Raw genomic sequence first — 23,727 nt, 5'->3', positions numbered from 1 at the left:
ACAAACACACGGACAATACGCAAAGAAGGACACATGAAGACGATCACGCTTACCCCCGATGCCAGCGGCATGGTGGATTGGCCGACCCTGAGCAACGACAAGAAGTCCGTGGTGACCATCGGCTCATTCGACGGCATGCATCAGGGACATCAGGCGGTCATCCGCCGTGTGGCCGAACTCGCCGAACAGGAGCAGGCGTTCTCCGTGGTGGTGCTGTTCGACCCGCGTCCCGCGCTGGTGCACGCTTACGCCGCCAAACATGACGGTCAGGAACCGCCCGCAGGCACGCCTGACACGCAGGCGCTGACCAGTGTGAACGAACGGCTGCGCGCCATCGACGCCATCGGCGTGGACTACACGCTCATCGTGCGCTACACCATGGCATTCGCCGCGAAATCATATCGCTTCTTCCTTGGCCAGATGGTCGGCAAACTCGGCATGCGCACGCTGGTGCTCGGCTCCGACGCCGCCATGGGCGCGAACCGCGCCGGAAACGTGAAGGCCATTGAGAATCTGGCGCTCGCCACCGGCGTGTTCCAGCTGGAGGTCGTGGACGATTTCGGTCCGGGGCTGACCCGAGTGCCGGTCAATGCGAAGCCGGTGATGCCGTCCGAACCCGGCGAGCCTTCCGACCCTCTGGAGGGGGCTTCCAAGGCCGAACGACGCGCATGGAGCAAGAAGCATCAGGCCAAGGAGGTGCGCACGTGGAGCTCCACCAATGTGCGCTATCTGCTGAGCCAAGGCCGTATCAAGGACGCAGACGCGATACTCGGCCACGCGCATGCCGTGGAAGGCACCGTGGTGCATGGCGAGGAACGCGGCCGCACCATCGGATTCCCGACCGCCAATCTGAGCGAGAACGTCGCCGGATACCTGCCGGTGGACGGCGTGTACGCCGGCTGGCTGGTCGATTTGGGGGAGAAGTCCGCTGACGGTGGCGAAGAAGCCGGGGAGAAGCCGGCCGACGGCGTATCGCAGCAGTATGATGCTTCGTCCGTCAACGCGCGCGTGGACATGCAGTCGCCACACCGCTGGCCGGCGGCCATCTCCATCGGCACCAAGCCGACGTTCAACGAGGACGGTGACGCCGAACGCGTGGTGGAAGCCTACGCCATCACCGATGACTGGTTGGACCTGTACGGCCATCAGGCGCGCGTGGAATTCGCTGGATTCCTGCGCCCGCAGATCAAATTCGATTCGGCCGACGATCTGGTGGTCGAGCTGAAACGCAACGTCGAGGAGACGAAGCGCCTCACCGCTTGAGACGGATCGGTTCGATTGATTTGATTGGTTCGATTGACGCGAATCATTGACGCCATCCGTGTTTTGTTACCCAAACGGGCTTTCCCGGGTTGCAAAAAGCGGATGGCGATGCCGTTTGGGCATCGGCGACCTATCGCAGAATCGCGGCCAACGCGTCCTGCAACGTATCCGCCTGCACCACGCCCATTCCCGGCACGGCGACGTTCTTGCGCAGCGTCGGCACAACGGCGGTGGTGAAACCAAGACGCGCCGCCTCACGAAGCCGATATTCCAGTCTCGGCACCGGGCGCACCTGCCCGGTCAACGAAATCTCGCCGATCGCGCACGTCGTGCGGGGAATCGGTTTCGATTTCGCAGCGCTCGCCAACGCGGCCACAATCGCCAGATCGCAACCCGGCTCACGCGCCTGACCGCCGGCGATTGTGGAAATGTACAGGTCGTTGGCCAGCAGATTGATGCCACCGTGACGATATAACACCGCCACCAGCATGGCGATACGGTTGGAGTCCACACCGTTCGCCGCACGACGTGGCGTCGGCAGCACCGACTTGGTGACCAGCGCCTGCACTTCAATCGGCAGACTGCGATGCCCATCCAACGTGAACGTCACGCACGTGCCATCCACCTGCGTCGCCGCAGAACCATTGCCGGTTGATAGGAACAGGCCGGACGGATCGGTCACCTCCTCAATGCCCTCGCCGCTCATATCGAAACAGCCGACCTCATCGGTCGGTCCGAAACGGTTCTTCACTGCACGCAGCATACGCAACGCGGTTTCGGCATCGCCTTCGAACTGACAGACCACATCCACCAGATGCTCCAACGTACGTGGACCTGCGATCGAACCATCCTTGGTGACATGACCCACCAAAAGCACTGGAATATCAAGGGTTTTGGCGGTGTCAATCAGCGCGCTCGCCACTTCGCGCACCTGCGTGGATCCGCCGGAGATGCCATCGACGTCCTGCGAGACGATGGTCTGCGCCGAATCGACGATGGCCAACGCCGGCTTGAACTGTTCGATAAGCCCCAACACCGTGGACAGATCCGTGGTGGAGGCGAGCAGTAGATTCGGCTCCATGGCGCCGATGCGCGACGCGCGCATGCGGACCTGCGCCTGCGATTCCTCGCCGGAAATATACAGTACGGTATTGCGCTCGGTGGCGAACGCCGTCAGCCTCGCCACATTGCCGGCGGTTTCCAGCAGCAATGTCGATTTGCCGATGCCCGGCTCTCCTGCGATCAGCGTGACCGATCCCGGCACGATGCCACCGCCGAGCACGCGGTCGAATTCCGAAAATCCTGTGGCGATTCTGGAGATGTTCTCCGTGCCTATGTCGGTGATCGGCCTCGCCGCGGACGATGCGACCGGATGCGATTGCGTGCGCGAGGTCCGTCCCGGAGCCGCGGTACGCGAGCCTGCCGCGGGACGGGCTTCATGGAATTCCTCAATGGTGCCCCATTGACCGCATTCGGGGCAGCGGCCGAGCCACTTCGGGCCGCTCCAGCCGCATTCGGAACAGAGGAATTGCGAGGACGTCTTTGCCATATCGCCGACAATACGGAGGTTTTGGGACAAGACGTTCGCGGGTGGCGTACTCGTTGCACAGACATTGCGCTGAAAACCGTTTCGGGAACTGGATTCCATGACTTCGAGGGGATGGTTGCGCGTCTTATGGCTGTGAAAGAATGACAAGCATGTCTGATACGCAGAATTCCTCTTCGCATGGCAAATTGATTGCCGCCGTCGTAGCAGCCGCGCTTGTGGTTGTGCTTGCTTTGATTTCCGCATTTGTGTGGCCTGGTTGGGCCTTGAACAAGAACGGACAGGCCGGTCAGGCCGGTCAGACGAGCCAGCAGGCTTCCACTTCGAACGGTACGGACGGCGACAAGACGGAGCCCGCCAAACCGTCGATCGATGCCGTGGCATTGCCCGACGGGGCCAGCGAGCTGCTCAAGGCCATGCCGGATTCCGTATTGAATTACGCGCGTACCAAGGCTGACGCCAGCACGACGTGGTCCAGCACCTCTCCCGTCGAGGAATACGCGTTGACGTATTCCACCGGCAAGAAAGGACAGGACGTCACGCTGGAAGTGGGCCAGTGGAACGACGGCGACAAGGCGAAATCCCAGTACGACACGCTGGCTGAAGCCATGACCGGCAAGGAGCTGGGAAGCGGCAACGTGAAGGTTTCCGGCAAGACGACCGGCGCCTACAGCGCCAAAGCCGATCCGGACGACGATACCAAGGCCGTTGCCGTGTGGCGCAACGATACGGTGGTTTTCTATGCCACCGGCGCGAAGAACGACATCCAGCGTTTCTACCAGCAGTTCCCCCTGTAACGTCGACGGAATCGTCTCGATGGCGAATCGCGGCCGGCTGATGGAATATCACGCGGAAAACGAAACGTGATTTTCCACCATATGAATGTCTGCGCGCGTATTCGTCCCCGAAGCAGTGTAGTATTGGGCAAGTTGCAAACTTTTACCCTTTGAGTTTAAGGAACGGAGGCTGAGATGGGCTCGGTCATCAAGAAGCGCCGCAAGCGCATGAGCAAGAAGAAGCATCGTAAACTGCTTCGTAAGACTCGCCACCAGCGCAAGTAGTCTTCAGGCGCGTGTGAAGCGTCCGCTCAAACAAAATCCCGCGATTCCTTTCGGAGTCGCGGGATTTTTGCTATCTGCGCGGCGGTGTCGGCCGGTATATTCCACACCAGCCGACACGCCTGCCTGTCAGGATCTCACTTGTTGGGGTTGTCCATCACGCGCGGGCCGTTCGGATCGCCGACGATGACCTGGTCCACCATGTTCAGGAACAGGCCGTGCTCGACCACGCCGACCGTGGTGATGAGGTCCTGCGCGAGCTCCTGCGGGTGGTCGATGCGCTCGAGGTGCAGATCCACCACATAGTTGTTCTCATCGGTGCGCACCGGCTCGCCGTTCGCGTCGAGACGCAGCACCGGCTTGTAGCCCTTGGCCTCGAACTTCTTGACGACCTGGCCTGCGCCGAACGGAATCACCTCGACCGGCAGCGGGAACTTGCCGATGGTGTCCACGACCTTGGACTCGTCCACGATCCACACGATCTTGTTGGAGTTGGTGGCCACGATCTTCTCCCACAGGAGAGCCGCACCGCCGCCCTTGATGCCGTTGAAGTTCTTGTCCACCTCGTCGGCGCCGTCGATGGTCACGTCGATATGGTCGACGTCATCGATGTTGACGATCTTGATGCCGTAGCCTTCGGCCTGCTCCTGGGTGCGGCGGGAGGTGGTGACGCCCGTGAACTCGAGGCCTTCCTCCTTGACGCGACGACCGAGCTCGTCGACCAGGAAACGCACGGTCGAGCCGGTGCCCAGACCTGCGATCATGCCGTTCTGAATCAGCTTTGCAGCCTCGATGCCGGCCGCCTTCTTCAGCGCGTCCTGCTGTGCCTTGTCCATGATCCTCCTTCGATATGGGGTTAAGACCGTCTCCATACTATCGGATGCGTTGATTTTCAAGGCGCGAATGGTTGGTTGCGGGAGCAGGTGTCTGTTTTGGACTGCGGAAAAGTTTTCACGGAATGTTTCACGGTCCTGCGTGAGGTGGCGTGCAAAAAAAGACGCGCATGAAATGACATGTGGGGAGCGGCTTGCGTAAAGCGGCTCCCCACATGTCTCGCTCAGCTATGTTTGACCGCGAACGGCGCCTCGTCCAATACCAGCGTGCCGTCACCCATCACATAGCCTTCCACGGCGATATACCCACGGATGAGACGTGGATTGCCGTCGAAGGTCGGGCTGGATTCCGGTGGGGGAGTGAACCGCACCGTACCCGACACCGACAGGCCCGATGGGCTTGGACGATGCGGCAGTTTCGGCAGATCCTGCGATTGCGATGAAGCTGCCTGTTCCGGTGCCGATTCTTCGTCGTCTTGCGATTCGCTGCGCGATTCGTTCGCATTCTGCGGTACGGCCGTGCTGTCCGTGTCCGTGCCGTCCGCGTTGCCAGTCACCGGCTTGTCGTTCTCGTCGCCTTCACGGGGAAAATAGTCGGGTTTGACCAGCATCTGCGCATAGGATTGATGCGGTTCACCGGATTCGTCCGTTTTCCCGGATTCGTCCGGTTCGGCTGGACCGCCCGCGTCCGGGAAGCTGGATTCGGGTATGACCTTCGTCGCTTCGGTCTCAAGCATTGTGGTGGTTTCCGCCGGTTCGGTCTCGAGCACGGTCGTTTCCACCGCATCATCTGCGTCGTCATCGGTTGTCTGTCCGAAATCCGCAAGGTCGTGGGAAACGCCTTCCGGCTCCGCCAGCATGCTGGCGATCGAACGCGGCTTCGTGCTGTTGCTGGAATTGGCGGTATCGGCACCGGAATCGCCGGTGCCGGTCGTGGCGGAATCGCCTTGTCCGCGTCCCATGTGGTATTCGGCGGCGCTGATCGCACCATCCATCAGCATCCTCGCATCCTCGGGAACATCGGTGCCACGCGAATACTCGGAAGCCAGCAGCGACTGCCATCCTTCCAACGGCAGATAGCCTTCGCGCACATGCGAACGGCAATCGCCCGCATACGTGCGTGCCAGCTCGTCCACTTTCTCGTTGCCCGCGTTGCCGGCATGACCCTTGACCCACACGAATCGCACCGACCCCGCCCTATGCGCGATCTCATTGTCGATGGCGCGGATCAAATCGGCGTTCTTCACCGGTTTCTTCTGCGAATTCTTCCAGCCGTTGCGCTTCCAACCCTGCACCCACTTGGTGGAGCAGTTGATCGCATACTGCGAGTCGGTCTCGATCACCAGGTCTTCGGAACCGGGATGCGCTCGCAACGCCTCCAGCACGGCGCATAATTCGCCGATCTGGTTGGTGCCGTTCGTCGCGCCGCCGGCATCGCAATCGCCGGCATGCTCGTGCCCCGGCTTGCCGCCTGCCGCGGGCTCGTGGTCGGCCCAGGCCCAACCCATCGGACCATTCGGATTGCCAAGCGCGGAACCGTCTGTTGAAACCGTAATCGTCATGCTTCTACCCTACGAAAGCCGCGCGACTCGCCGTTTGCCCGTCATACCGCATCGTCCGCCATGCGGTATCGCCTATCGATACCGCATGGCAACGGCATATGCGATTAGTCGCCGAGACACAGCATGACGGAGGCGCGGAACATGCCGTCGCTGTGCTCGAAGGAGGCCGTGCCATGGTGCCGTTCGGCCGTCTCTCGTACGGTGGCGGTGCCCAGCCCCGTGCCACCATGTTTGGTCGAGACGAGATCGCCGTCGATCTGTTCGATGCTGGTATCGGCTTCGCCGTACGTGTTGTCCACCGTGATGAACAGGGCCGCCGGAGGGCCGGAACGATACCGGATGCGCACTTTGAGCCGCCTCTCGCCCTGCGTTTGCTGGGTGATGGCCTCCGTGGCGTTCTCCAGCAGATTGCCGACCATGGAGCATAATTCCGCGTTGTTGATGTTGATGTATTGCGGCACCGCCGCTTTGACGTCCACATCCGCACCCAAATGCCGGACCCAATCGCAATAGTAGACAAGCACCGCGTTCAGCGACGCATGCTCGCAATACTGCATTGGTGCCGGTTGCAGCAGCCGGTGTTTGGACATCTCATCCAGATATGAGCGGATGCCATCCATGTCTTCAGCCGCGGCCAACGCCTGCAGTGAGTGGATGTGGTGACGCACGTTGTGCTTGATCTGACGCGCCTCACGGATCCGCTCGTTCATGTGTTGCAGCTGCAACGTCTGCAAAGCCTCATAATGCTGTCGCCTGCGGGCCGCGAGCAGACGGTCCGACTGCTGAATCATGTACCAGATGAGGAAATACGCCAACACCATGAAACAGGAATAGACCACCGCCACGGTGAACGCGATTTCCAGCATATGCGAGTCCAGCAGCGTGGAATTGTCCGCCGGCATGCACCACACCACAATCGCGGACGAAACGAACGGAAACAGCCAGATAAGCTGCCAGAAGCCTTTGCTGATGGATGGGGAATCGAATGTGGCTGGAATCGAATCATGCAGCGGATGCCAAAGCGAGACCAGTGCGATGACGTCAAGCAGCAGCAGATTGACCAGTCCCGGCCAGCCGACGCGGAGATTGGTTGAATCCGCGCCAAGAACGGCCACATCGATGACGAGCGACAGATAGTAGACGATCGCCACCATGTAGGAAGCCGTGGCCACAATCAGCAACAGTTGCCGCCATGGCAGTTCGGTCAGCCATCGCAGGACCAGCAGCACAAGCGGCGCGGTCGGAATGACCGTCCACAGTGATGGGATGCCCAGAGTGCCGCACAGCACGCCGCATAGCAGGAACCAGACCAGTCCGATGGACATGAACAGTGTGCCGTTACGGCGTGGATTGTCCATGTGACTCCATGCCATGATGAGGCACAATGCCAGGCCGGACAACGCGTTGAGCTGCTCTCCGATGGCGAAGAACAGACCTGACGGGGTGGTTTGGGCGATGCCGTTCCGGATGATTTCGCCGAGTGGTGCGAACATGTCAGTCCTCCGTACGCATGCGGGTGAACGTGTATTCCGCGTATGCGCGGCAGGTGGTGGTCACCGCCGTTTTCGTGATGGGAATGCGTTTGCCGCCTTTCATGACGAACTGCGCGTTGGTGATGCCGGACACGTAGTCGAAGTTGACGAGCACGCCTCGCGCGGTGCGGTAGAAGTTGTCGAACACGGTGAGCCGTCGGTCCACATCGGAGAAATTGGTGCGGATTTTGGTCTGGGTGCCGTCCGCGAACGTAAATTCCACGTAGTGCGCGTTGGACAGGGCGTATGCGATGAGCCGCCGGTCCATGGTCACGGCCGGATTGCCGAACGCCACATGCCAGCTGGAATCCACCGTGCCGGGCGACTGCGCCTTTGCCAGATGGGTGACCGGCGGTTTTGCCTTCAGCTGCTCCTCGACGCGTTCCATGGTGGCTTCGAAGGTTTTGCGATTGACGGGCTTGAGCAGATAACCGCTCGCCTGCACCTCGTAGCCGAGCACCGCGAAATCGGTGCTGGACGTGATGAAGACGATCGCGCAGTCGTCGTTCTGATTGCGCAGCAGCCGCGCTATGTCCAATCCGGTGGTGGCATGCGGCAGATTCTCGTCGCTGAGATAACAGTCGAGCAGCAGCAGGTCGTAACGGCTGTTCTTCCAGCTTTCGATGAACGATTTCGCGTCGGGGAAAACGTCACAGACCGTTTGCATGGCATTCCTGCCGGCGGTTGCGCCGACGTTCCGGCCGTTGAAGTATTCCGCGCACATGGTGGCGATCAGTTCGCGTTCGGCAGGGTGATCCTCGACGATGGCGATGCGCACGTTCCCTCCTTGCTGTGCCGTGATTGCGCGGATGACGTTCCGGCTCTGCTTCCAAGCGTACCGGGAGAGGGAAATACGGGGTGCCGCGGAGCTTGCGTTTCATGCCAGAAAAGCACGTTTCGTGCCATACGGCGGATATCGACAACGAAAAAGACCCGCTCCATACGGAACGGGTCTTTTCGCGCTACGCCTTGATTACTTGGCGGAACGCCGTATCACTCGGCCAGAGCCTTGTCCACGACCTCGGTGGCCTCGGCGAGCACCTTGTCCAGAGCCTCAGGGGATTCGAAGCTCTCGGCGTACACCTTGTAGATGTTCTCGGTGCCGGACGGACGGGCGGCGAACCAGTTGTCCTTGGTGGTGACCTTCAGACCGCCGATCTTGGCGTGGTTGCCCGGAGCCTCGGTGAGCTTGGCGGTGATGTCCTCGCCGGCCAGCTGGGTGGCCTCGACGTCGTCGCCGGTGAGCTTGGCGAACTTCTGCTTCTGCTCGAGGGTGGTCGGGGTATCGACGCGCTTGTACCAGCTTTCGCCGAAACGCTCCACCTGCTCCTGGTGCAGCTGGGCCGGGTTCTTGCCGGTCTTCGCGGTGATCTCAGCGGCCAGCAGGTCCGGAATCAGGCCGTCCTTGTCGGTGGTCCACACGCGGCCGTCCTTACGCAGGAAGGACATGCCGGAGCTTTCCTCGCCGCCGAACGCGACCTCGCCCTTGAACAGCGGGTCCACGAACCACTTGAAGCCGACCGGAACCTCAACGAGCTTGGCGTCGATGGAAGCGGCCACGCGGTCGATCAGGGAGGAGGAGACCAGCGTCTTGCCGATGCCGGCGCCTTCCGGCCAGCCCGGACGATTGCCGCCGAACAGATACTCCACGCACACGGCGATGTAGTGGTTCGGGTTCATGACGCCCCAGTTCGGGCAGACGATGCCATGGCGGTCGGCATCCGGATCGGTGCCGCCGACCAGATCGTACTTGTCCCAAGCGCCGTTGTTGAGGGAATCGACCAGACCCTTCATCGCGTACGGGGAGCTCGGATCCATGCGGATCTTGCCATCATGGTCGATGGTCATGAAGCTCCAGGTCGGGTCGACCTGCGGACGCACCACGTCGATGGTCAGGTTGAACTTCTCGTTCATCAGCGGCCAGTAGTTGACCGAAGCGCCGCCGAGCGGGTCGATGCCCAGGCGTACGCCGGAGGAGCGGATCACGTCGAAGTCGATGACGTTCTCCAGATCGGCCACATAGTGCTCACGGAAGTCGAAACGCTCGACCAGATCGGACTTGACGGCCTGCTCGAACGGCACGCGCTTGACGTTCCTGAAATCGCCGAGCAGCTCGTTGGCGCGGTCGGCGATGGCGTTGGTGACGTCCGCCGGAGCCGGGCCGCCGGTGACCGGATCGTACTTGAAGCCGCCATCGGTCGGCGGGTTGTGGGACGGGGTCACGACGATGCCGTCGGCCAGGCCTTCGCCGGTGAAGCGCTGGGTGCCGTCGGCGGCGCGGTTGTGGGTCAGGATGGCCTGGGATACGACCGGGGTCGGGGTGAAGTCGTCACGGGAGTCGATGCGCACGGTCACGCCGTTGGCGACGAGCACTTCGATGGCGGTCTTCCAAGCCGGTTCGGACAGGGCGTGGGTGTCGCGGCCGATGTACAGCGGGCCGGTGACGCCGGCCTTCTTGCGGTATTCGGCGATGGCCTGCGTGATGGCCACGATGTGGGCCTCGTTGAATGAGGTCTTCAGGGACGAACCACGGTGTCCGGAAGTGCCGAAGGAGACGCGCTGCTCCGGAACGTTCGGGTCGGGGACGACGTCATAGTACTTTCCAATGACCTCGTCGACATTGATCAGATCTGCTGGGGTGGCGGGCATTCCCGCATTTTTTGCAACCATACCTTCATTGTGCCACGAGTTTGCGCGGAACGCGGAAAGCCATCCCACAATGTGCGATGAATACGTTTTCTTTTTGACGTCTCGGCGTGTCTCCAGTATGGAATTGGGGTTTCAGTGTCCCGATGCCCGACGATTTGCGCATCGCACGCCGATAGTGTATCGTTTCTAACGAATTCGACTCATGCAGGGTTGCAAGTCAACATTTTTAGACGCAAGACCTGGAATGTGGCATTGGTTTGCCATGTTCCGGGTCTTTTTTTGTTGCAAAAAAGCCGCGCTGCGTCATCGAATCCCATCGGAAGGAAATAGAAAGGAATCAGGATGGCTGACTCTCTCGCATCGCAGATCATCACTGCGATCGGCGGACCTGAAAACGTTCGCAGTCTGACGCATTGCGCCACCCGACTGCGCTTCGAGCTGGCGGACGCGTCCAAGGTGGACCAGAACGCCCTCGAACATATGAAGGGCGTGCTTGGCGCGGTCCCGCAAAGCGGTGACCGTTTCCAGGTCGTCATCGGCGGCGGCGTGGCCACCGTATACGAAAACATCATGCATCTGCCCGAAATGGCGAACGCCGGTGCCGCCTCCGCATCCGGCGAAGGCCAGAAGAGCAACGCCGACGTCAAGGCCGAGGCCCGTTCCAAGGCACGCGGCAAGGTGGCATGGCTGGACTCCTTCTTCGAGTATCTCGCCGACTCCTTCCGCCCGATCCTGGGCGTGCTGCTCGGCGCCTCCATCATCATCGCCCTGGTCAACCTGCTCATCTCACTGAACGTCATTCCGAATGACGAGGCCTCCGCCGGCTGGGTGTTCGTCAAGGCCATCTGGAAGGGCGTGTTCTACTTCCTGCCGATCATGGTCGCCTACAACGCCTCCAAGAAGCTCAAGGTCGATCCGTGGCTGGGCGGCGCCATCATGGCCATCCTCATGACCCCGCAGTTCACCAGCCTGATAGACGCCAAGACCACCACGTGCGTGGAGAACGCGGCTCTGGGCACCAAGTCCTGCACCGCCAACATCTTCGGCATTCCGATGGCGTTGAGCGACTACAGCGGCAACGTGTTCGTGCCGCTGCTCATGGCTGCCGTGCTCGCCCTCGTCTACCACGGATTGAAGAAGATCATTCCCGAAAGCGTCCAGCTGGTGTTCGTGCCGTTCTTCTGCATGATCATCGTCGGCGCGCTGACCGCCTTCATCATCGGCCCGATCGGCGTGTGGGTCGGCAACGGCCTCGGCGTCGGCCTGGCTTGGATGAACACCCATGCACCGTTCATCTTCGCCATCATCATCCCGCTGCTGTACCCGTTCCTCGTGCCGCTCGGCCTGCACTGGCCGCTCAACGCCCTGATGCTCACGAACATCCAGACGCTCGGCTACGACTTCATCCAGGGCCCGATGGGCGTGTGGAACTTCGCCTGCTTCGGTGCCACCGCCGGCGTGCTCTTCATCGCCGTGCGTGACAAGGACAAGGACATGCGCCAGACCGCTCTCGGCGCGCTCGCAGCCGGCCTGCTTGGTGGTGTTTCCGAACCGTCCCTGTACGGCATCCACCTGCGGTACAAGCTGGTCTACAAGCGCATGCTCGTGGGCTGCGGCCTTGGTGGCGTCGTCATTGCCGTCCTCGGCTGGCTCTTCCCGTCCGTCACCGCCGCCGGCCAGACCGTGCATGGTGTGACCACCACCGCCTTCGCCTTCACCTCGCTGCTGACCATTCCGGTCTTCGACCAGATGTGGGTGTACGCGGTGTCCATCGCGGTCTCCTTCCTGACCTCCTTCTTCCTGATCATCACCTTCGACTACCGCACCCCGGAACAGAAGGCTGAAGTGCTGGCCCGCGCCGCCGCCGATCAGAAGGCCGCCGCTCCGGCGGTCGAAGCCAAGGAAGCCGCTCCGGCTGCCACCACCGCCACCGCGACTGCTACCGCCACCAAGACCGAAGCTCCGGCCGCTGCCGCCGCCGCGACCACCGTGGTGAACGCTCCGGTCGCCGGCCACGTGATCGCCCTGGACGAAACCGGCGATCCGGTGTTCGCCTCCCGCGCGCTCGGCGAAGGCGTCGGCATCCAGCCGACCGACAGCGAGGTCGTGGCCCCGGTCTCCGGCGTGCTGCAGACCGTCGCCGAAACCGGCCACGCCTTCGGCATCAAAACCGATGACGGTGTGGAAGTGCTCGTGCACGTCGGCATCGACACCGTGAAGATGAACGGCGAGGGCTTTGTCGTCAAGGTCAAGGCCGATGAGCGCGTGAATGCCGGCGATCCGCTGGTTTCCGTCGACTTTGCTAAAGTGAAGGACGCTGGATACAGCACCACCACGCTGATGACGGTGCTCAACACCGCCGCCCTCACCTCCGTCACGCCGAAGACCGGCATCGACGTCAAGGCAGGGGACGAGGTGATCGACATCCAGCGCTAACCTGTCACACAGAGGCGAAAAAGGGGTCGACGTGGACGTTCTTCGCGTATTCAACAACAATGTCGTATTGGCTAGAGACGGTGATCGTGAGGTGATTCTCACAGGCCGTGGAATAGGCTTCCAAGCCAAGCCGGGACAACATGTGGATGACGCGAAGATCGTCCGTCGGTTCATCCCCGTCGATGGCAAGGATCCCGACCACATGGCGCAACAAGTGGCCGGGATCCCGCCCGAAATCATCAGACTCGTCACGGACGCCATGAACCGTACGGGGCTGAAAGAACAGGCAGACAAGCAGCCAACCCTGGTCATGGCGCTCGCCGACCACATCTGCGGCGCGATACAACGCGCGCAAAGAAAACAGAACATCGAATATCCGCTCGAAGCGGAAGTACGTTCCCTATACGCCGACGAATACGCCAAAGGCGTGGCGATGGTCGACGCGATGAACACGTATTTGGGTGGCGCGTTGCCCCGCAGTGAGGCGGTGGCGCTCGCCTTGCATTTGGTGAATGCCGGATTCTCCGGCGGCGACCTGTCCGCCACCTACACCATGACCGGCATCATCCAGCAGATGATCGCCGTCATCGAAGGCGCGTACGGCATCACGCTTGCGCAGGACAGCGTCAATGTGGCGCGATTCATCACGCATCTGCGTTACCTGTTCGTACGCATCCACCAGCATGAGCAGCTCGACGATGAGCCGCAACCAATCATCGAATCAATCAAAACCTCATATCCGAAGGCTTGCCAGTGCGCAAGGCAGCTTGCCGTGGTGGTGAAGATGCGTCTTGGTTCCGACCTTACGGAAGCCGAAATCGCCTATCTTGCCCTGCATGTGGCGCGCGTGACCAACGGAGTGAATCGGCAGGTCGACTGAGTTTCCGGTATCTTCCGATATTCAGCAGCCCGTTCCGCGCATTCCTGACGGTTCCTAATCGTTCGACTGTTCGGCCGGCTGCCCGCTTGCCTGTTCGGTCGGCTGCGGTTTCGTTGGCGTAGCCGACATATTCGCGTTCAACGCCAGTATGCCGGTATCTTCGGAAGCGGCCTCCGGCACGCGCACGCATAGGGCCTGACGTTCCACGCTGAAACGGATGTGCTTCGTTTCAGGCAGCATATCGCCATCCACCTGCGCCAAAACAGGCCTCTCCAAAGTGATTTCCGCGCTGACGCCCTGTACCTGGTCGACGGTGGAGTTCGTGGACAGCGGACTCTGCTGAGCTTTGCCGGTGATGGTCTGGTGCAGCACGTCGCCGAACAGATTCGCCCAACCGATCAGGCCGCCGGACGTGTCGATGATCTCGTAGTCGAGGATGCCATCGTCATAGGAAGCTTCGGGCATCAGCGAAAACATGGGGATCTGGCCGCAATTGCCCGCCATGAACGTGCGGAACGTGAGACCACGCGTGGAATGCGTGCTGCCGTCGGCGCTGGTGATGGTCACATTGCCCTTGTACTTCGGGGCGAACAGATTCTTCACGCCCGACACGAAATAAGCCAGCCAGCTGATGTTCTTCTTCAATTCCGGATCGGTGTCGTCGATCATCAGTGCGTCGAAACCGATGCCGGCGATGATGAGGAACGCATGCCCGTGGTCGGTGGTCTCATCATCCAGAAGGGTCAGACGGCCCACATCCACCAGACGGGAGCCGTGCGACGTGGCCACGGTGAGCGCCGCATCGATATCGTCCACGGGAATGCCCATATTGCGGGCGAACAGATTGCCGGTGCCGATCGGCACGATGCCCAGCGCATGCCCGGTACCCGACAGCGCGCTCGCGACGGTACGCACCGTGCCATCGCCGCCGACAGCCACCACCACATCGGCACCATGGTCCAACGCTTCGAACGCGCAGGCGCGACCGTCCTTGTCGAGCTGCGTTTCGATGAATTCGATCTGGGTGAGATGCTTCGCCTCGCAGAACTCCTTGATATGCTGCTTGCGCTGTTCCGCCTGGGGCTTTGAAGGATTGACTATGAACGCGTAATGCACTTGGTCATCGTCACGCTTGTCAAGCTTCTCCGCGAGCGTACGGTGCTTGTACGCGCGGTATCCGAAGAAGGCGGCCGCGCATACGGCGACCACGGCGATGATGACGAGCAGGACGATAACTGGCATAGGCATGCCTCTATTGTCTATGCGATTGCGCAAAAAGACGAATTCGACATGAAAAATTCGGCGTTCCCTCACGTTATATCCAAAAATGAGAACGATGGCGTCAGTGTCTGCTTTCGGCACTAGGCTGGGAAGCATGCTTGATATTCAATTCATTCGTGAACATGCTGACGTTGTCAAGGAATCCCAGCGTAAGCGTGGCGAATCGGTCGAACTGGTCGACGAGGTGCTGCGCTCCGACGAGGTTCGCCGTTCCTCTCTGAAGGAATTCGAAGCTGCCCGCGCGCAGCAGAAGGAGATCGGCAAGAAGGTCGCCGCCGCCCCCGCCGACGAAAAGGCCAAGCTGATCGCCGCAACCAAGGAACTCTCCCAGAAGGTCTCCGAATACAAGGCCGCAGCCGACGCCGCAGCCGAGGAATACACCACCGCCATGTGGAAGCTGTCCAACATCGTCGAGCCGGAAGCTCCGGAAGGTGGCGAGGACGACTACGTCGTGGTCAAGAAGGTCGGCCAGATCCGTGATTTCGCAGCCGAAGGCTTCGAGCCGAAGGACCACCTGACGCTCGGCCGCGGCGTGGCCGGTATCGATATGGAGCGCGGCGTGAAGGTCGGCGGCTCCCGCTTCTACTTCCTGCGCGGCCAGGTGGCCCGCATGCAGATCGCCATGCTCACCATGGCCGTCGACCAGGCCGAGGAACACGGCTTCACCCTGGCCATCACCCCGACGCTGGTGCGTCCGGAAGTAATGCGCGGCACCGGCTTCCTCAACTCCCACGCCGACGAAATCTACCGCCTGCGCGAGCCGGACGACCAGTATTTGGTCGGCACCTCCGAAGTGGCGCTCGCCGGCATGCACGAGAACGAGATCCTGAACCTTGAGAACGGCCCGCTGCGCTACTGCGGCTGGAGCTCCTGCTACCGCCGTGAAGCCGGCGCAGCAGGCAAGGACACCTCCGGCATCATCCGCGTGCACCAGTTCGACAAGGTGGAGATGTTCGTCTACGCCAAGCAGGAGGACTCCTACAAGGAGCATGAGCACCTGTTGGCCATGGAGCAGGAAATGCTCGGCAAGGTCGAGGTGCCGTACCGCATCATCGATACCGCCGCCGGCGATCTGGGCTCCTCCGCGGCACGTAAGTTCGACTGCGAGGCTTGGGTGCCGACCCAGGGCCGTTACCGTGAGCTGACCTCCACCTCCAACTGCACCGAGTATCAGGCCCGTCGTCTGAACATCCGCGAACGTATGGAGGATGGCAACACCCGCGCCGTCTCCACGCTGAACGGCACGCTGGCCACCACCCGTTGGCTGGTCGCCATTCTCGAGAACCACCAGCAGAAGGACGGCTCCATCGAAATTCCGAAGGCCATGCGTCCGTACATGGGCGGCAAGGAAGTCATCGAGCCGACCAAGTGGGAAGCCTGATTTTCCAAGACGTTCGCGTCTGATATGAATCCGTGAAAGCGGCGTTGGCATTTGTGCCGGCGCCGCTTTTCGTATGTTGGACGGTCCCAGTGCCGTTTGTGTCGTTCTGGGCAGATGCGTGTGCGGTTTTCTGTTGGAAGCGACGGGGATGGAGGCTGTGCCAGGTGTCGCACTTCCGCGCACTGTGGTATATTGGCGTTTCGTGCGTAGCAGCGATGTTAGGCGCAAAGGGTAGATGTCTGAGCGGTCTAAAGAGACGGTCTTGAAAACCGTTGAGGTGCAAGCCTCCGCGAGTTCGAATCTCGCTCTGCCCGCACCAATCAAGGGCTTACCGAAGGATTTTTCGGTAAGCCCTTTTCCATGCCGTTTATGGCGATTGTCGTTGTCGTGGCGGCAACGTCACACAATCCGTCGATCCGCGGCCCAACGGGTGAGCTCGGAACGGTTCGACAGCTGCAGTTTGCGCAGCACCGAGCTCATATGGGTCTCCACGGTCTTGATGGAGATGAACAGTTCCGAAGCCACCTCCTTGTACGTGTAGCCGCGCGCGATCAGCCGCATGACCTCCTGCTCGCGGTTGGACAGCCGGTCCAGCTCGTCATCGTGGATCGGGCCGCCGAACGCGCCGTTCGCGCTCGGGCCGTTCTGGAAGGCGGACAGCACGAATCCCGCCAATTTCGGCGAGAACACGGCGTAGCCCTCATGCACCTGCTTGATGGAGGACACCAGGTCGTCGCCGGAAATAGTCTTCGTCACATATCCCTGCGCACCGGCGCGAATCACCGAACCGACGTCCTGCGGCGAATCGGAAACAGACAGCGCAAGAAACACGGTATTGGGGGAGTAAGGCCGTGATTTCGTAAGGATTTCGGTGCCGCCGCCGCCCTCGCCGCCCGGCACATGCACGTCCAGCAGCACCACGTCCGGTTTGGTCTGCGCGATCATCGCCACCGATCCTTCCACATCCGCGGCCTGTCCGACCACGTCGAAATGCGGCTGCAACGTGGCGATCACGCCCGCACGGAACATTTCGTGGTCGTCCACGACGGCGATTCTGATGCGCTGTTCCCACTCGCTCATTCCTGCTCCTTGGTTCGATTGATTCATTGCCGCACCTGCTGCATGTGCCGTGTTCATTGCGCCGATTGCACGCCCGTATCGCCGTCCGCTGTGGTGGTCGTAGCGCTGTCCGCATCCTCCGCCGCTCCTGAAATCGGCATGTGCATGCGCACCTCCGTGCCCCAGCCGGGCCTCGACACAATCTCCACTGTACCGCCGCGGCGCTTGATACGTCCGATGATGGACTCGCGGATGCCCAGGCGATTCGCTGGAATGGCGTCGACGTCGAAGCCGTCGCCATGGTCGCGTACGAACACCTCCACCAGCTTGTCGCCGGCCTCGCAGTAGACGGACACCGGTTCGCCGCCATGCGTCACGGCGTTGACGAGCGCCTGCTGCGTGGCATCCAACAACGCGTCGGTCTGCGCGCTCGGCCGCGCGTCGCCCACCGTCACCACCTCGATCGGCTTGCCATGCGTGTCCTCCACATGCGCCGCGATCTGCTTCAAACCGGCGTTGACGGAACGATCCGACGTGGTGCGCTCCTGATATAGCCATTCGCGCAACTCGCGTTCCTGCTGCCTCGCCAGTGAAAACACGGTCTGCTGGTCATCGGCATGCAACTGGATCAGCGCCAGCGTCTGCAGCACGCCGTCGTGCAGGTGGGCGGTCATGTCGGCGCGCTCCTCCTCGCGCTCCTTCAGCGCGCGCTCCGTGCCCAAATCACGCACCAGCGTCATAATCCACGGCACAATCGCCAGCAACACGCCGACAAGCAGCGCCAAACCGGCGACGAGCATGGTGAACGTGGCGTGCCGTGCGGACTGCATAATGCGCACGTGGGTGGCGATGTAGATCGCGTACGCGACGAAAATGACCGCGATGCCGCCGAGCATCGTCCATAATTGGCCGTCCTTCGCGTTGAACCGCAGCCAGGAGACGCCGACGCCGACCACGCCGAGCAGCAACGGCACAATCAGCGTGCCTTCAATGCCTTTCGCCGCCATCGCCACGCATAGGCCCAGCATAAGCAGTCCCGCCATGGCCAGCAGCGCGGGTCTCGGCGCGTTGGCGAACATCTGTTCCAGGCTTTCGGACGATTGTGCTCCGCTGCCGGATTGCATGCCGTCCGCGTTGCCGTCGCTGTCTTGCGATTGCGCGCCGCCGTTTCCGACGTTCCTTAGGTTTCTTACGTTCCTCACGTTGCCGTGGGACAGCGGCGCGTTCTCGACGGGCTGGCTGCCGGCGATGACGTACGCCTGCTGGACCGGGTCTCCGACGGGTACGGTGATCCACAGAAAAATATAGGCGATCGCGCCCGCACCGAAGAAAAACGTGGTGACCACGAAAATGAAACGGATGAGATGAACGGACACGCCCAGATGTATGCTGATGGCCTTGGCCACGCCAGCGACCTCGCGGCCGTACGTCGGGCGCAGCAATGGCAGTCGCGCCGGCTTGGACGGCACGGGACGGCCTTCGCGCAGGGCCTGTTCGTAGCACCAGCGCATGTAGACCGCGCTGGCCTGGTCGTACTGTTCCTGCGTGTACCGCGGTTTGGCTAAGGACTTCATGCTTCCATTGTGCCCTGTCGGGGATGCCGATTCAGGGCTTTCAGCTGGTGTTCAGGGCAGATTCAGGGTGTTCCCCGATACGTATGACGGCTGCGGATTGCTGTAATGGAGATATGAGCAACGCAAACAACAATCCGCAAGGCGGCAGTGCCGCTGGTTCTGCCGAACCGCAATCGCAGCCACGGCCGCCGATGTATCAGCCGCAGCCGAATCGCGGCAATCGATTCTTCGCATGGATCCGCTCCAGCCGGATCACGCGCGGCCGCAACCGGTGGATCGCAGGCGTGTGCGACGGCGTGGCGCGCCGCTTGGGATGGAACGCCACCCTGGTCCGCGCGCTGGTGATTCTCACCTCGCTACTGTTCGGCGCCGGAGCGGCGTTCTACGCATTGGCTTGGTTCCTGCTACCGGACGAGACGGATGGCCGGATCCTGTGCGAGGAGCTGGTCAACGGCCATTGGGATTGGAACTGCGCGGGCGCGCTGGTATGCGCCGCGGTGGCGCTGTGCCTGCCCGGCGCCGGATGGCTGGCGTTCGGCGTGGCCGTGCTGGTGTTCTGGCTGCTGGTGAACCGCCAGTCGTATGCGGCGAGCTGGCAGCCGCCGCAGCAGGGCGGATCGTGGCCTGGGCAGCCTGCTCAGCCCGTTCAGCCGGGACGGCCGGTGCGGCCTGCGCAATCGCAATATATGCCGCAGCCGATGTCCACGAACACGGCCACCACTGCAAACATGCCCGGCACGCCAGGCCAGCCGATGCCGCAGCCGACGTGTCCCGCGCCTTCCGGCTACCAGCAGTACGCGCGTCCCGTCCAATCGCTATACCAGACGTTTCAGCAGCCGGTGAACCCGCCTGCAGCGTTTGCCACGGCCAATGTGCCGCCGACCTTCACCGTTCCGCCGACGGTGGCGGCGCCGCAGTCGAAACGCGCCCGCCGCAAGCCAGCCGGACCGCTGCTGGTACTGGTGACGCTTGGCTTGGCATTGCTGGCGATCGCCGGATCTGGCTGGTACGCCATTACGATGCCGGTTGATTGGGATTACGCCTTGCGCGTGCTGCGTCTCGCCACACTGTGCTGCGGCGGCATCTGCCTGGGAATCGGCGTGGTGATCGTCGTGCTTGGTTGCATGGGCCGTCGCACCGGCGGCCTGCATCCGCTGGCATGGTGCGCGGCGTTCATGGCCGTGGTGATGACGTTCTGCACGAGTGCGGTGGCATGGGAAAGCCGCGATTGGATGATGTCGAATGACTACCACCGCACGACGGTCTCCGGCATCGTGACATGGAGCGACACCAGCGACGCCCAGATGAAACGATACGAACAGGGACTGGTGGTGGTCGGCAAGAACTACGCCAACGATGTGCTCGACATCGATTTGAGCGGATATCCGGCAGCGCATGGCAAGCACAAGGTCAAGCTCAACGACGGCACGTACGGCGAAAGCTCATGTCCGACAGGGAAGCTGAATCTGGTGGTGGTGAACGCCCAGGTGGTGGTCACGCTGCCGGACGGATGCCAGTGGTCGGTCAGCGATCCGGACGACGGCTACACCAACGTCACGGATTACATAGGAGGGCCGGACGGGATTACGTTCTTCAACGGCACGGGCTTCATGGGCCTGTCCCTCGACGAGAACGATGATTCGGGACTCGGCCATCATGGCGTGAACAAGGGCGTTCCGGCGCTCAACGGCACCACCGATTTCGACGATTCCGGCGATGATGATGCGGGCGATGCCGGTTCGGATACGGAGAACGATTCGCAGGATTCGGTATACGCCGGCACGGATCTCGACAAGGCATTCAAAACGATCTACGAGAACAAGTGGTATTGGCCGTCGATCGATTCGGACAAGGCTCCGGAGGAACCGGATCTGTATGTCAACGTCGATGGAACGGTCGGCGGCAGTGTCACCATGCAGTACACGTCCGACAGCAAGCTGCCAGTGGGAACGACGGGCGGCCAATCGCATGGCAGCGTCGATGGAAAGAACGTCGGGAAAAGCGCCAGCGGAAAGGAAACGAAATGAGTGACGAGAAAACCCGTGAAGTGCCGTTGACCGACGTCATGGGAATCGCGGAGGTCTCGGACGAGCCCACGGAAACCCTGCCGGCCGTCGACGATCCGGGCGAGGCGAAGACCGAATCGTTCCAGAAGCCGTTCGACGGCGGTCCGGAAGCGCAGAGGAAGTTCGAATCGCAGGACGAGGCCGAATCGCTGGAAACCTCCGGACAAGACATGCGCGGAAGCTTTGCGGGCCGTTCGGCACGTCCGACCGGTTCCGTCAAATCGGCTGATCCAGCCAAATCAGCCGAGCCGGTCGACCCCTCCAAGCAAGTGCGCATCGGCAAAACGGACGGCGAGCTGGTAATCCGCCCGTCCGGACCAAGCACCGGAACCATCGTGCTGGGCGTGTTCTTCTGCCTGATCGGCCTGATGTCCATGCTGTGCCTGCTGCCCATCGGCGCATGGCGGTGGATGCCGAATCCCTCGACGCTGTTCTTCTACGTGGTCGGCGGTCTCGGCGCGCTGCTGCTCATCATTTCCGTGGTCTGGGCCGTCGTCGCCGCGGTGCGTCTGCGCCGACGGGAACGCCAGTCAGCAGAACAGTCCCCAGAAAGCCAGCAGCGCCAACGATAGCGCCGCCGACACCACCACACACGTGGCCACGATGACATGGCCGGATCCGATGCATGCTTTTCCATCTTTTCCTATATCGCATCGGCTTCCGGCTGCGGCATCGTGGCCATTATTCATATCCGCATCGTCATCTATGCTTGCAATCGCGCGATTCCTAGCATGACGACGGCACGCGTCCACGATGATTTCCGCCAACAGCCAGGCGAACGCGACAAGGCTCAGCCATGTGAGCATGACGATGGCATGCCAGTTCTTGGCAAGCGCCGCCGAATTGTCGGTCAACGAGATCGCATCAATGATGACGGTGACCAGATACGCCAGGAACACGCCGGTCGTGCCGACGGCAAGGAGGGTGTTGAGCGCCAGTGCGACGCGCATGCCGACCGGGAATCGATGGTCGGTTATTGCGATTGGACGTGCCGCATTCGGTTGTGTGGATGGACCTGTCGGTGTGGTCGCATCCGTTGAAAACATTGAAGTCGAATCCGTTGGCTCCGCCGGTTCCGTCGAAGCCGAATCGTGCGATACCCGCCGTGACGCACGGCGCTCGCGCACCCAGCCGGCGATGAGCAGAATTGGCGCGCCGCACATCGCCAGCAGCGCGCAGAGCAGGCAAACCGCGATTGCGCCGACAATCACACCCATCGACTTCACCAGCGCGGGCGGGGTCTTCAGCGGTGCCGCGACCGTCTGATTCGGCTGCGTTCCGGCGATCATCGGCGTTGCCCAGCCGTTCGCACCCGTGCCGCTCGTCACCGCGTTGATCCAATCCTCCAGATCGTGCGTGTAATGCGGTTCCAACGGCAGTCCCGGAACCGTCTGATTCGAACCGGTTCGAAGCTGATGGTTCGCGTCATAATACCGCAGCGTCACATTCGTATTGCCAGCCTGGTTTGCGGCTTTGATCAGCAGCCGCGCGCCCTGTTCGACCGGCATGGCTGTGTCCTTGACGCCATAGTTGATAAGCAGCGGCATGGTAAGCGATGTGCGGTATTTGGCCGCGTCGAAATCCGCATAGGCGAGTCCCATGCGTTGTGTGCCAAGGCTGGTGATGCGCGGAATAAGCTGCTTGACGGCATCGGGTGCGCCCGCGGCGGTCAGATAATTGGTGGCTGCGAGCGTCATCTGCTGACGGCCCGAAACGACCGGGGGAGAGGTGAGGATGGCGAAGGCAAGATCCGGATGCTGTTGCGTCAGCACGGTGGCGATCCATGTGCCTTCCGATTCGGCGTAGATGCCGGTTTCCGATCTGCTCACGCCCGGCCATTTTCTCAGGATTTCCAGCGATTTCGCATAGTCGTGCGCGCTGGACACGTAGTCGCGGTGCAGCATGGTGTAGTTGTCGAGCCGCTTGTCCGGCACGAGAGTGGTGATGCCGGCCGACGCCATCGCGTTCGCCACGTCGCCGAACGCCTCCGACGATTTGCCGGTGCCCGAACCGTGCAGGAACAGGCATGCGGGATGATCTGCCGGCGCGTCGAGCGGCTCGCGAACGATGGCATTCACGGTTTTGCTGCCGTCCAACGCGACCGTGATATGCGTTTCCTTGGTGCGGTACGCGCCCTCCTGCGGGGTTTTGAGCACGGCACCTGTGGCCTGGTCAACGGCTTGGATAGCGGTATTGGTCGTGGTGAGCGTGATATGGTCCGTGAACGGCTCGACCTGCCATTTCGGCGCCATCGCATTGCCGAGCGCGCATAGGACCATGGTCAGAAGAAGCGCCAGCGCGGTAGTCGCCGCGCAGGTGACGAGAATTCGTTTCACAATGCTTCGCACGGTACGCCACTCTAGTCGTATTCGGCGTACGTGGCGCGGAAAACACGGAATCATGGGGAATCCGCGGAACGATCGCAATTCCTGCGCCGCGAGTCAATGCTCCCGTGCCGTAAAACAATACGAAATCAGGGGAAAATCGCAATAATCCCCTCCACAATCCACCTGTGGATATGTGGAAACCCGTCGGTTTCGCCGCACCTTTCCGCCAAACCGACGCTGAGCGTCCTCCAGCCGTCGGTTTGATATTGCGATTTCCGCC

General features: G+C 61.6%; 18 protein-coding genes and 1 tRNA gene. 9 read left to right on the top strand and 10 right to left on the bottom strand.

Annotated features, from left to right (window positions below; translation table 11 throughout):
- Window positions 1–33: 33 nt before the first annotated feature.
- The gene (gene ribF, locus OGI63_RS08285; RefSeq protein WP_085347228.1) at window positions 34–1,263 is read left to right on the top strand and encodes a bifunctional riboflavin kinase/FMN adenylyltransferase; all 1,230 of its coding nucleotides are present in this window, start codon (window positions 34–36) and stop codon (window positions 1,261–1,263) included.
- A gap of 130 nt (window positions 1,264–1,393) precedes the next feature.
- Here the strand turns inward: ribF and radA are convergent, their stop codons facing one another.
- Complete coding sequence (gene radA / locus OGI63_RS08280) at window positions 1,394–2,812, bottom strand: DNA repair protein RadA (RefSeq protein WP_011742838.1); 1,419 nt, start codon at window positions 2,810–2,812, stop codon at window positions 1,394–1,396.
- 140 nt (window positions 2,813–2,952) lie between these two features.
- Between radA and OGI63_RS08275 the strand changes: the two genes are divergently transcribed.
- Entirely contained in the window at window positions 2,953–3,606 is a 654-nt protein-coding gene (locus tag OGI63_RS08275) for a hypothetical protein (protein WP_011742839.1), read from the top strand.
- Window positions 3,607–3,780: 174 nt separating this feature from the next.
- Window positions 3,781–3,870 carry a 30S ribosomal protein bS22 gene (locus OGI63_RS08270; protein ID WP_004268639.1) on the top strand — a complete coding sequence of 30 codons (90 nt, stop codon included), beginning with the start codon at window positions 3,781–3,783 and terminating at the stop codon, window positions 3,868–3,870.
- Between the two features lie 134 nt (window positions 3,871–4,004).
- Here the strand turns inward: OGI63_RS08270 and rpiA are convergent, their stop codons facing one another.
- The 5 genes from rpiA to pgm all read right to left on the bottom strand — a co-directional run bounded on the left by rpiA (window position 4,005) and on the right by pgm (window position 10,464).
- Window positions 4,005–4,703 (bottom strand): ribose-5-phosphate isomerase RpiA, encoded by a 699-nt coding sequence (gene rpiA, locus OGI63_RS08265; protein WP_011742841.1) that lies wholly within the window; start codon window positions 4,701–4,703, stop codon window positions 4,005–4,007.
- Window positions 4,704–4,924: 221 nt separating this feature from the next.
- Window positions 4,925–6,262 carry a ribonuclease H family protein gene (locus tag OGI63_RS08260; protein ID WP_011742842.1) on the bottom strand — a complete coding sequence of 446 codons (1,338 nt, stop codon included), beginning with the start codon at window positions 6,260–6,262 and terminating at the stop codon, window positions 4,925–4,927.
- A 104-nt stretch (window positions 6,263–6,366) separates the two neighbouring features.
- Window positions 6,367–7,755: a sensor histidine kinase gene (locus OGI63_RS08255; RefSeq protein WP_011742843.1), complete on the bottom strand. Its 1,389-nt coding sequence runs from the start codon at window positions 7,753–7,755 to the stop codon at window positions 6,367–6,369.
- A 1-nt stretch (window position 7,756) separates the two neighbouring features.
- Window positions 7,757–8,572, bottom strand: a complete 816-nt coding sequence (locus OGI63_RS08250) for a LytR/AlgR family response regulator transcription factor (RefSeq protein WP_041777246.1) — start codon at window positions 8,570–8,572, stop codon at window positions 7,757–7,759.
- Window positions 8,573–8,787: 215 nt separating this feature from the next.
- On the bottom strand, window positions 8,788–10,464 hold the full coding sequence (gene pgm / locus OGI63_RS08245; RefSeq protein ID WP_041777476.1) for a phosphoglucomutase (alpha-D-glucose-1,6-bisphosphate-dependent): 1,677 nt from the start codon (window positions 10,462–10,464) through the stop codon (window positions 8,788–8,790).
- A 321-nt stretch (window positions 10,465–10,785) separates the two neighbouring features.
- Between pgm and OGI63_RS08240 the strand changes: the two genes are divergently transcribed.
- A complete protein-coding gene (locus OGI63_RS08240; RefSeq protein ID WP_264308991.1) occupies window positions 10,786–12,879 on the top strand; it encodes a glucose PTS transporter subunit IIA in 2,094 nt (697 codons plus the stop codon).
- Between the two features lie 31 nt (window positions 12,880–12,910).
- Window positions 12,911–13,759, top strand: coding sequence for a PRD domain-containing protein (locus OGI63_RS08235; RefSeq protein ID WP_021912806.1), 849 nt, complete (start codon window positions 12,911–12,913; stop codon window positions 13,757–13,759).
- 54 nt (window positions 13,760–13,813) lie between these two features.
- Here OGI63_RS08235 and OGI63_RS08230 read toward each other — a convergent pair whose 3' ends face one another.
- On the bottom strand, window positions 13,814–15,007 hold the full coding sequence (locus OGI63_RS08230) for a diacylglycerol/lipid kinase family protein (protein ID WP_011742848.1): 1,194 nt from the start codon (window positions 15,005–15,007) through the stop codon (window positions 13,814–13,816).
- Window positions 15,008–15,134: 127 nt separating this feature from the next.
- Between OGI63_RS08230 and serS the strand changes: the two genes are divergently transcribed.
- Both serS and OGI63_RS08220 read left to right on the top strand, forming a co-directional pair.
- Window positions 15,135–16,421, top strand: coding sequence for a serine--tRNA ligase (serS, locus tag OGI63_RS08225; protein WP_011742849.1), 1,287 nt, complete (start codon window positions 15,135–15,137; stop codon window positions 16,419–16,421).
- Between the two features lie 229 nt (window positions 16,422–16,650).
- Window positions 16,651–16,735, top strand: a tRNA-Ser gene (locus OGI63_RS08220).
- A gap of 85 nt (window positions 16,736–16,820) precedes the next feature.
- Here OGI63_RS08220 and OGI63_RS08215 read toward each other — a convergent pair.
- Together OGI63_RS08215 and OGI63_RS08210 are read right to left on the bottom strand one after the other, a co-directional pair.
- On the bottom strand, window positions 16,821–17,501 hold the full coding sequence (locus OGI63_RS08215; RefSeq protein WP_011742850.1) for a LuxR C-terminal-related transcriptional regulator: 681 nt from the start codon (window positions 17,499–17,501) through the stop codon (window positions 16,821–16,823).
- Between the two features lie 53 nt (window positions 17,502–17,554).
- Window positions 17,555–19,054, bottom strand: coding sequence for an ATP-binding protein (locus tag OGI63_RS08210; RefSeq protein WP_003808196.1), 1,500 nt, complete (start codon window positions 19,052–19,054; stop codon window positions 17,555–17,557).
- A gap of 113 nt (window positions 19,055–19,167) precedes the next feature.
- Between OGI63_RS08210 and OGI63_RS08205 the strand changes: the two genes are divergently transcribed.
- Both OGI63_RS08205 and OGI63_RS08200 read left to right on the top strand, forming a co-directional pair.
- Window positions 19,168–21,081: a PspC domain-containing protein gene (locus OGI63_RS08205; RefSeq protein ID WP_231837102.1), complete on the top strand. Its 1,914-nt coding sequence runs from the start codon at window positions 19,168–19,170 to the stop codon at window positions 21,079–21,081.
- Complete coding sequence (locus OGI63_RS08200) at window positions 21,078–21,692, top strand: hypothetical protein (RefSeq protein ID WP_003808200.1); 615 nt, start codon at window positions 21,078–21,080, stop codon at window positions 21,690–21,692. Before OGI63_RS08205 ends, OGI63_RS08200 begins: the two co-directional genes overlap by 4 nt.
- Here the strand turns inward: OGI63_RS08200 and OGI63_RS08195 are convergent.
- Window positions 21,651–23,399, bottom strand: coding sequence for an alpha/beta hydrolase family protein (locus OGI63_RS08195; protein WP_070105418.1), 1,749 nt, complete (start codon window positions 23,397–23,399; stop codon window positions 21,651–21,653). The genes OGI63_RS08200 and OGI63_RS08195 overlap by 42 nt on opposite strands.
- Window positions 23,400–23,727 lie beyond the last annotated feature (328 nt).

The sequence above is a fragment of the Bifidobacterium sp. KRGSERBCFTRI genome, assembly GCF_025908335.1.
This window is presented reverse-complemented; position numbering and strand designations above follow the sequence as displayed.

Excerpts from the sequence above, each read along its gene's own strand:
- OGI63_RS08215 (WP_011742850.1), bottom strand. The coding sequence starts at position 17,501 with ATGAGCGAGTGGGAACAGCGCATCAGAATCGCCGTCGTGGACGACCAC.
- OGI63_RS08270 (WP_004268639.1), top strand. The coding sequence starts at position 3,781 with ATGGGCTCGGTCATCAAGAAGCGCCGCAAGCGCATGAGCAAGAAGAAG.
- OGI63_RS08205 (WP_231837102.1), top strand. The coding sequence starts at position 19,168 with ATGAGCAACGCAAACAACAATCCGCAAGGCGGCAGTGCCGCTGGTTCT.
- serS (WP_011742849.1), top strand. The coding sequence starts at position 15,135 with ATGCTTGATATTCAATTCATTCGTGAACATGCTGACGTTGTCAAGGAA.
- OGI63_RS08210 (WP_003808196.1), bottom strand. The coding sequence starts at position 19,054 with ATGAAGTCCTTAGCCAAACCGCGGTACACGCAGGAACAGTACGACCAG.
- OGI63_RS08195 (WP_070105418.1), bottom strand. The coding sequence starts at position 23,399 with ATGGTCCTATGCGCGCTCGGCAATGCGATGGCGCCGAAATGGCAGGTC.
- pgm (WP_041777476.1), bottom strand. The coding sequence starts at position 10,464 with ATGGTTGCAAAAAATGCGGGAATGCCCGCCACCCCAGCAGATCTGATC.
- radA (WP_011742838.1), bottom strand. The coding sequence starts at position 2,812 with ATGGCAAAGACGTCCTCGCAATTCCTCTGTTCCGAATGCGGCTGGAGC.
- OGI63_RS08275 (WP_011742839.1), top strand. The coding sequence starts at position 2,953 with ATGACAAGCATGTCTGATACGCAGAATTCCTCTTCGCATGGCAAATTG.
- rpiA (WP_011742841.1), bottom strand. The coding sequence starts at position 4,703 with ATGGACAAGGCACAGCAGGACGCGCTGAAGAAGGCGGCCGGCATCGAG.
- OGI63_RS08230 (WP_011742848.1), bottom strand. The coding sequence starts at position 15,007 with ATGCCTATGCCAGTTATCGTCCTGCTCGTCATCATCGCCGTGGTCGCC.
- OGI63_RS08260 (WP_011742842.1), bottom strand. The coding sequence starts at position 6,262 with ATGACGATTACGGTTTCAACAGACGGTTCCGCGCTTGGCAATCCGAAT.
- OGI63_RS08255 (WP_011742843.1), bottom strand. The coding sequence starts at position 7,755 with ATGTTCGCACCACTCGGCGAAATCATCCGGAACGGCATCGCCCAAACC.
- OGI63_RS08200 (WP_003808200.1), top strand. The coding sequence starts at position 21,078 with ATGAGTGACGAGAAAACCCGTGAAGTGCCGTTGACCGACGTCATGGGA.
- ribF (WP_085347228.1), top strand. The coding sequence starts at position 34 with ATGAAGACGATCACGCTTACCCCCGATGCCAGCGGCATGGTGGATTGG.
- OGI63_RS08240 (WP_264308991.1), top strand. The coding sequence starts at position 10,786 with ATGGCTGACTCTCTCGCATCGCAGATCATCACTGCGATCGGCGGACCT.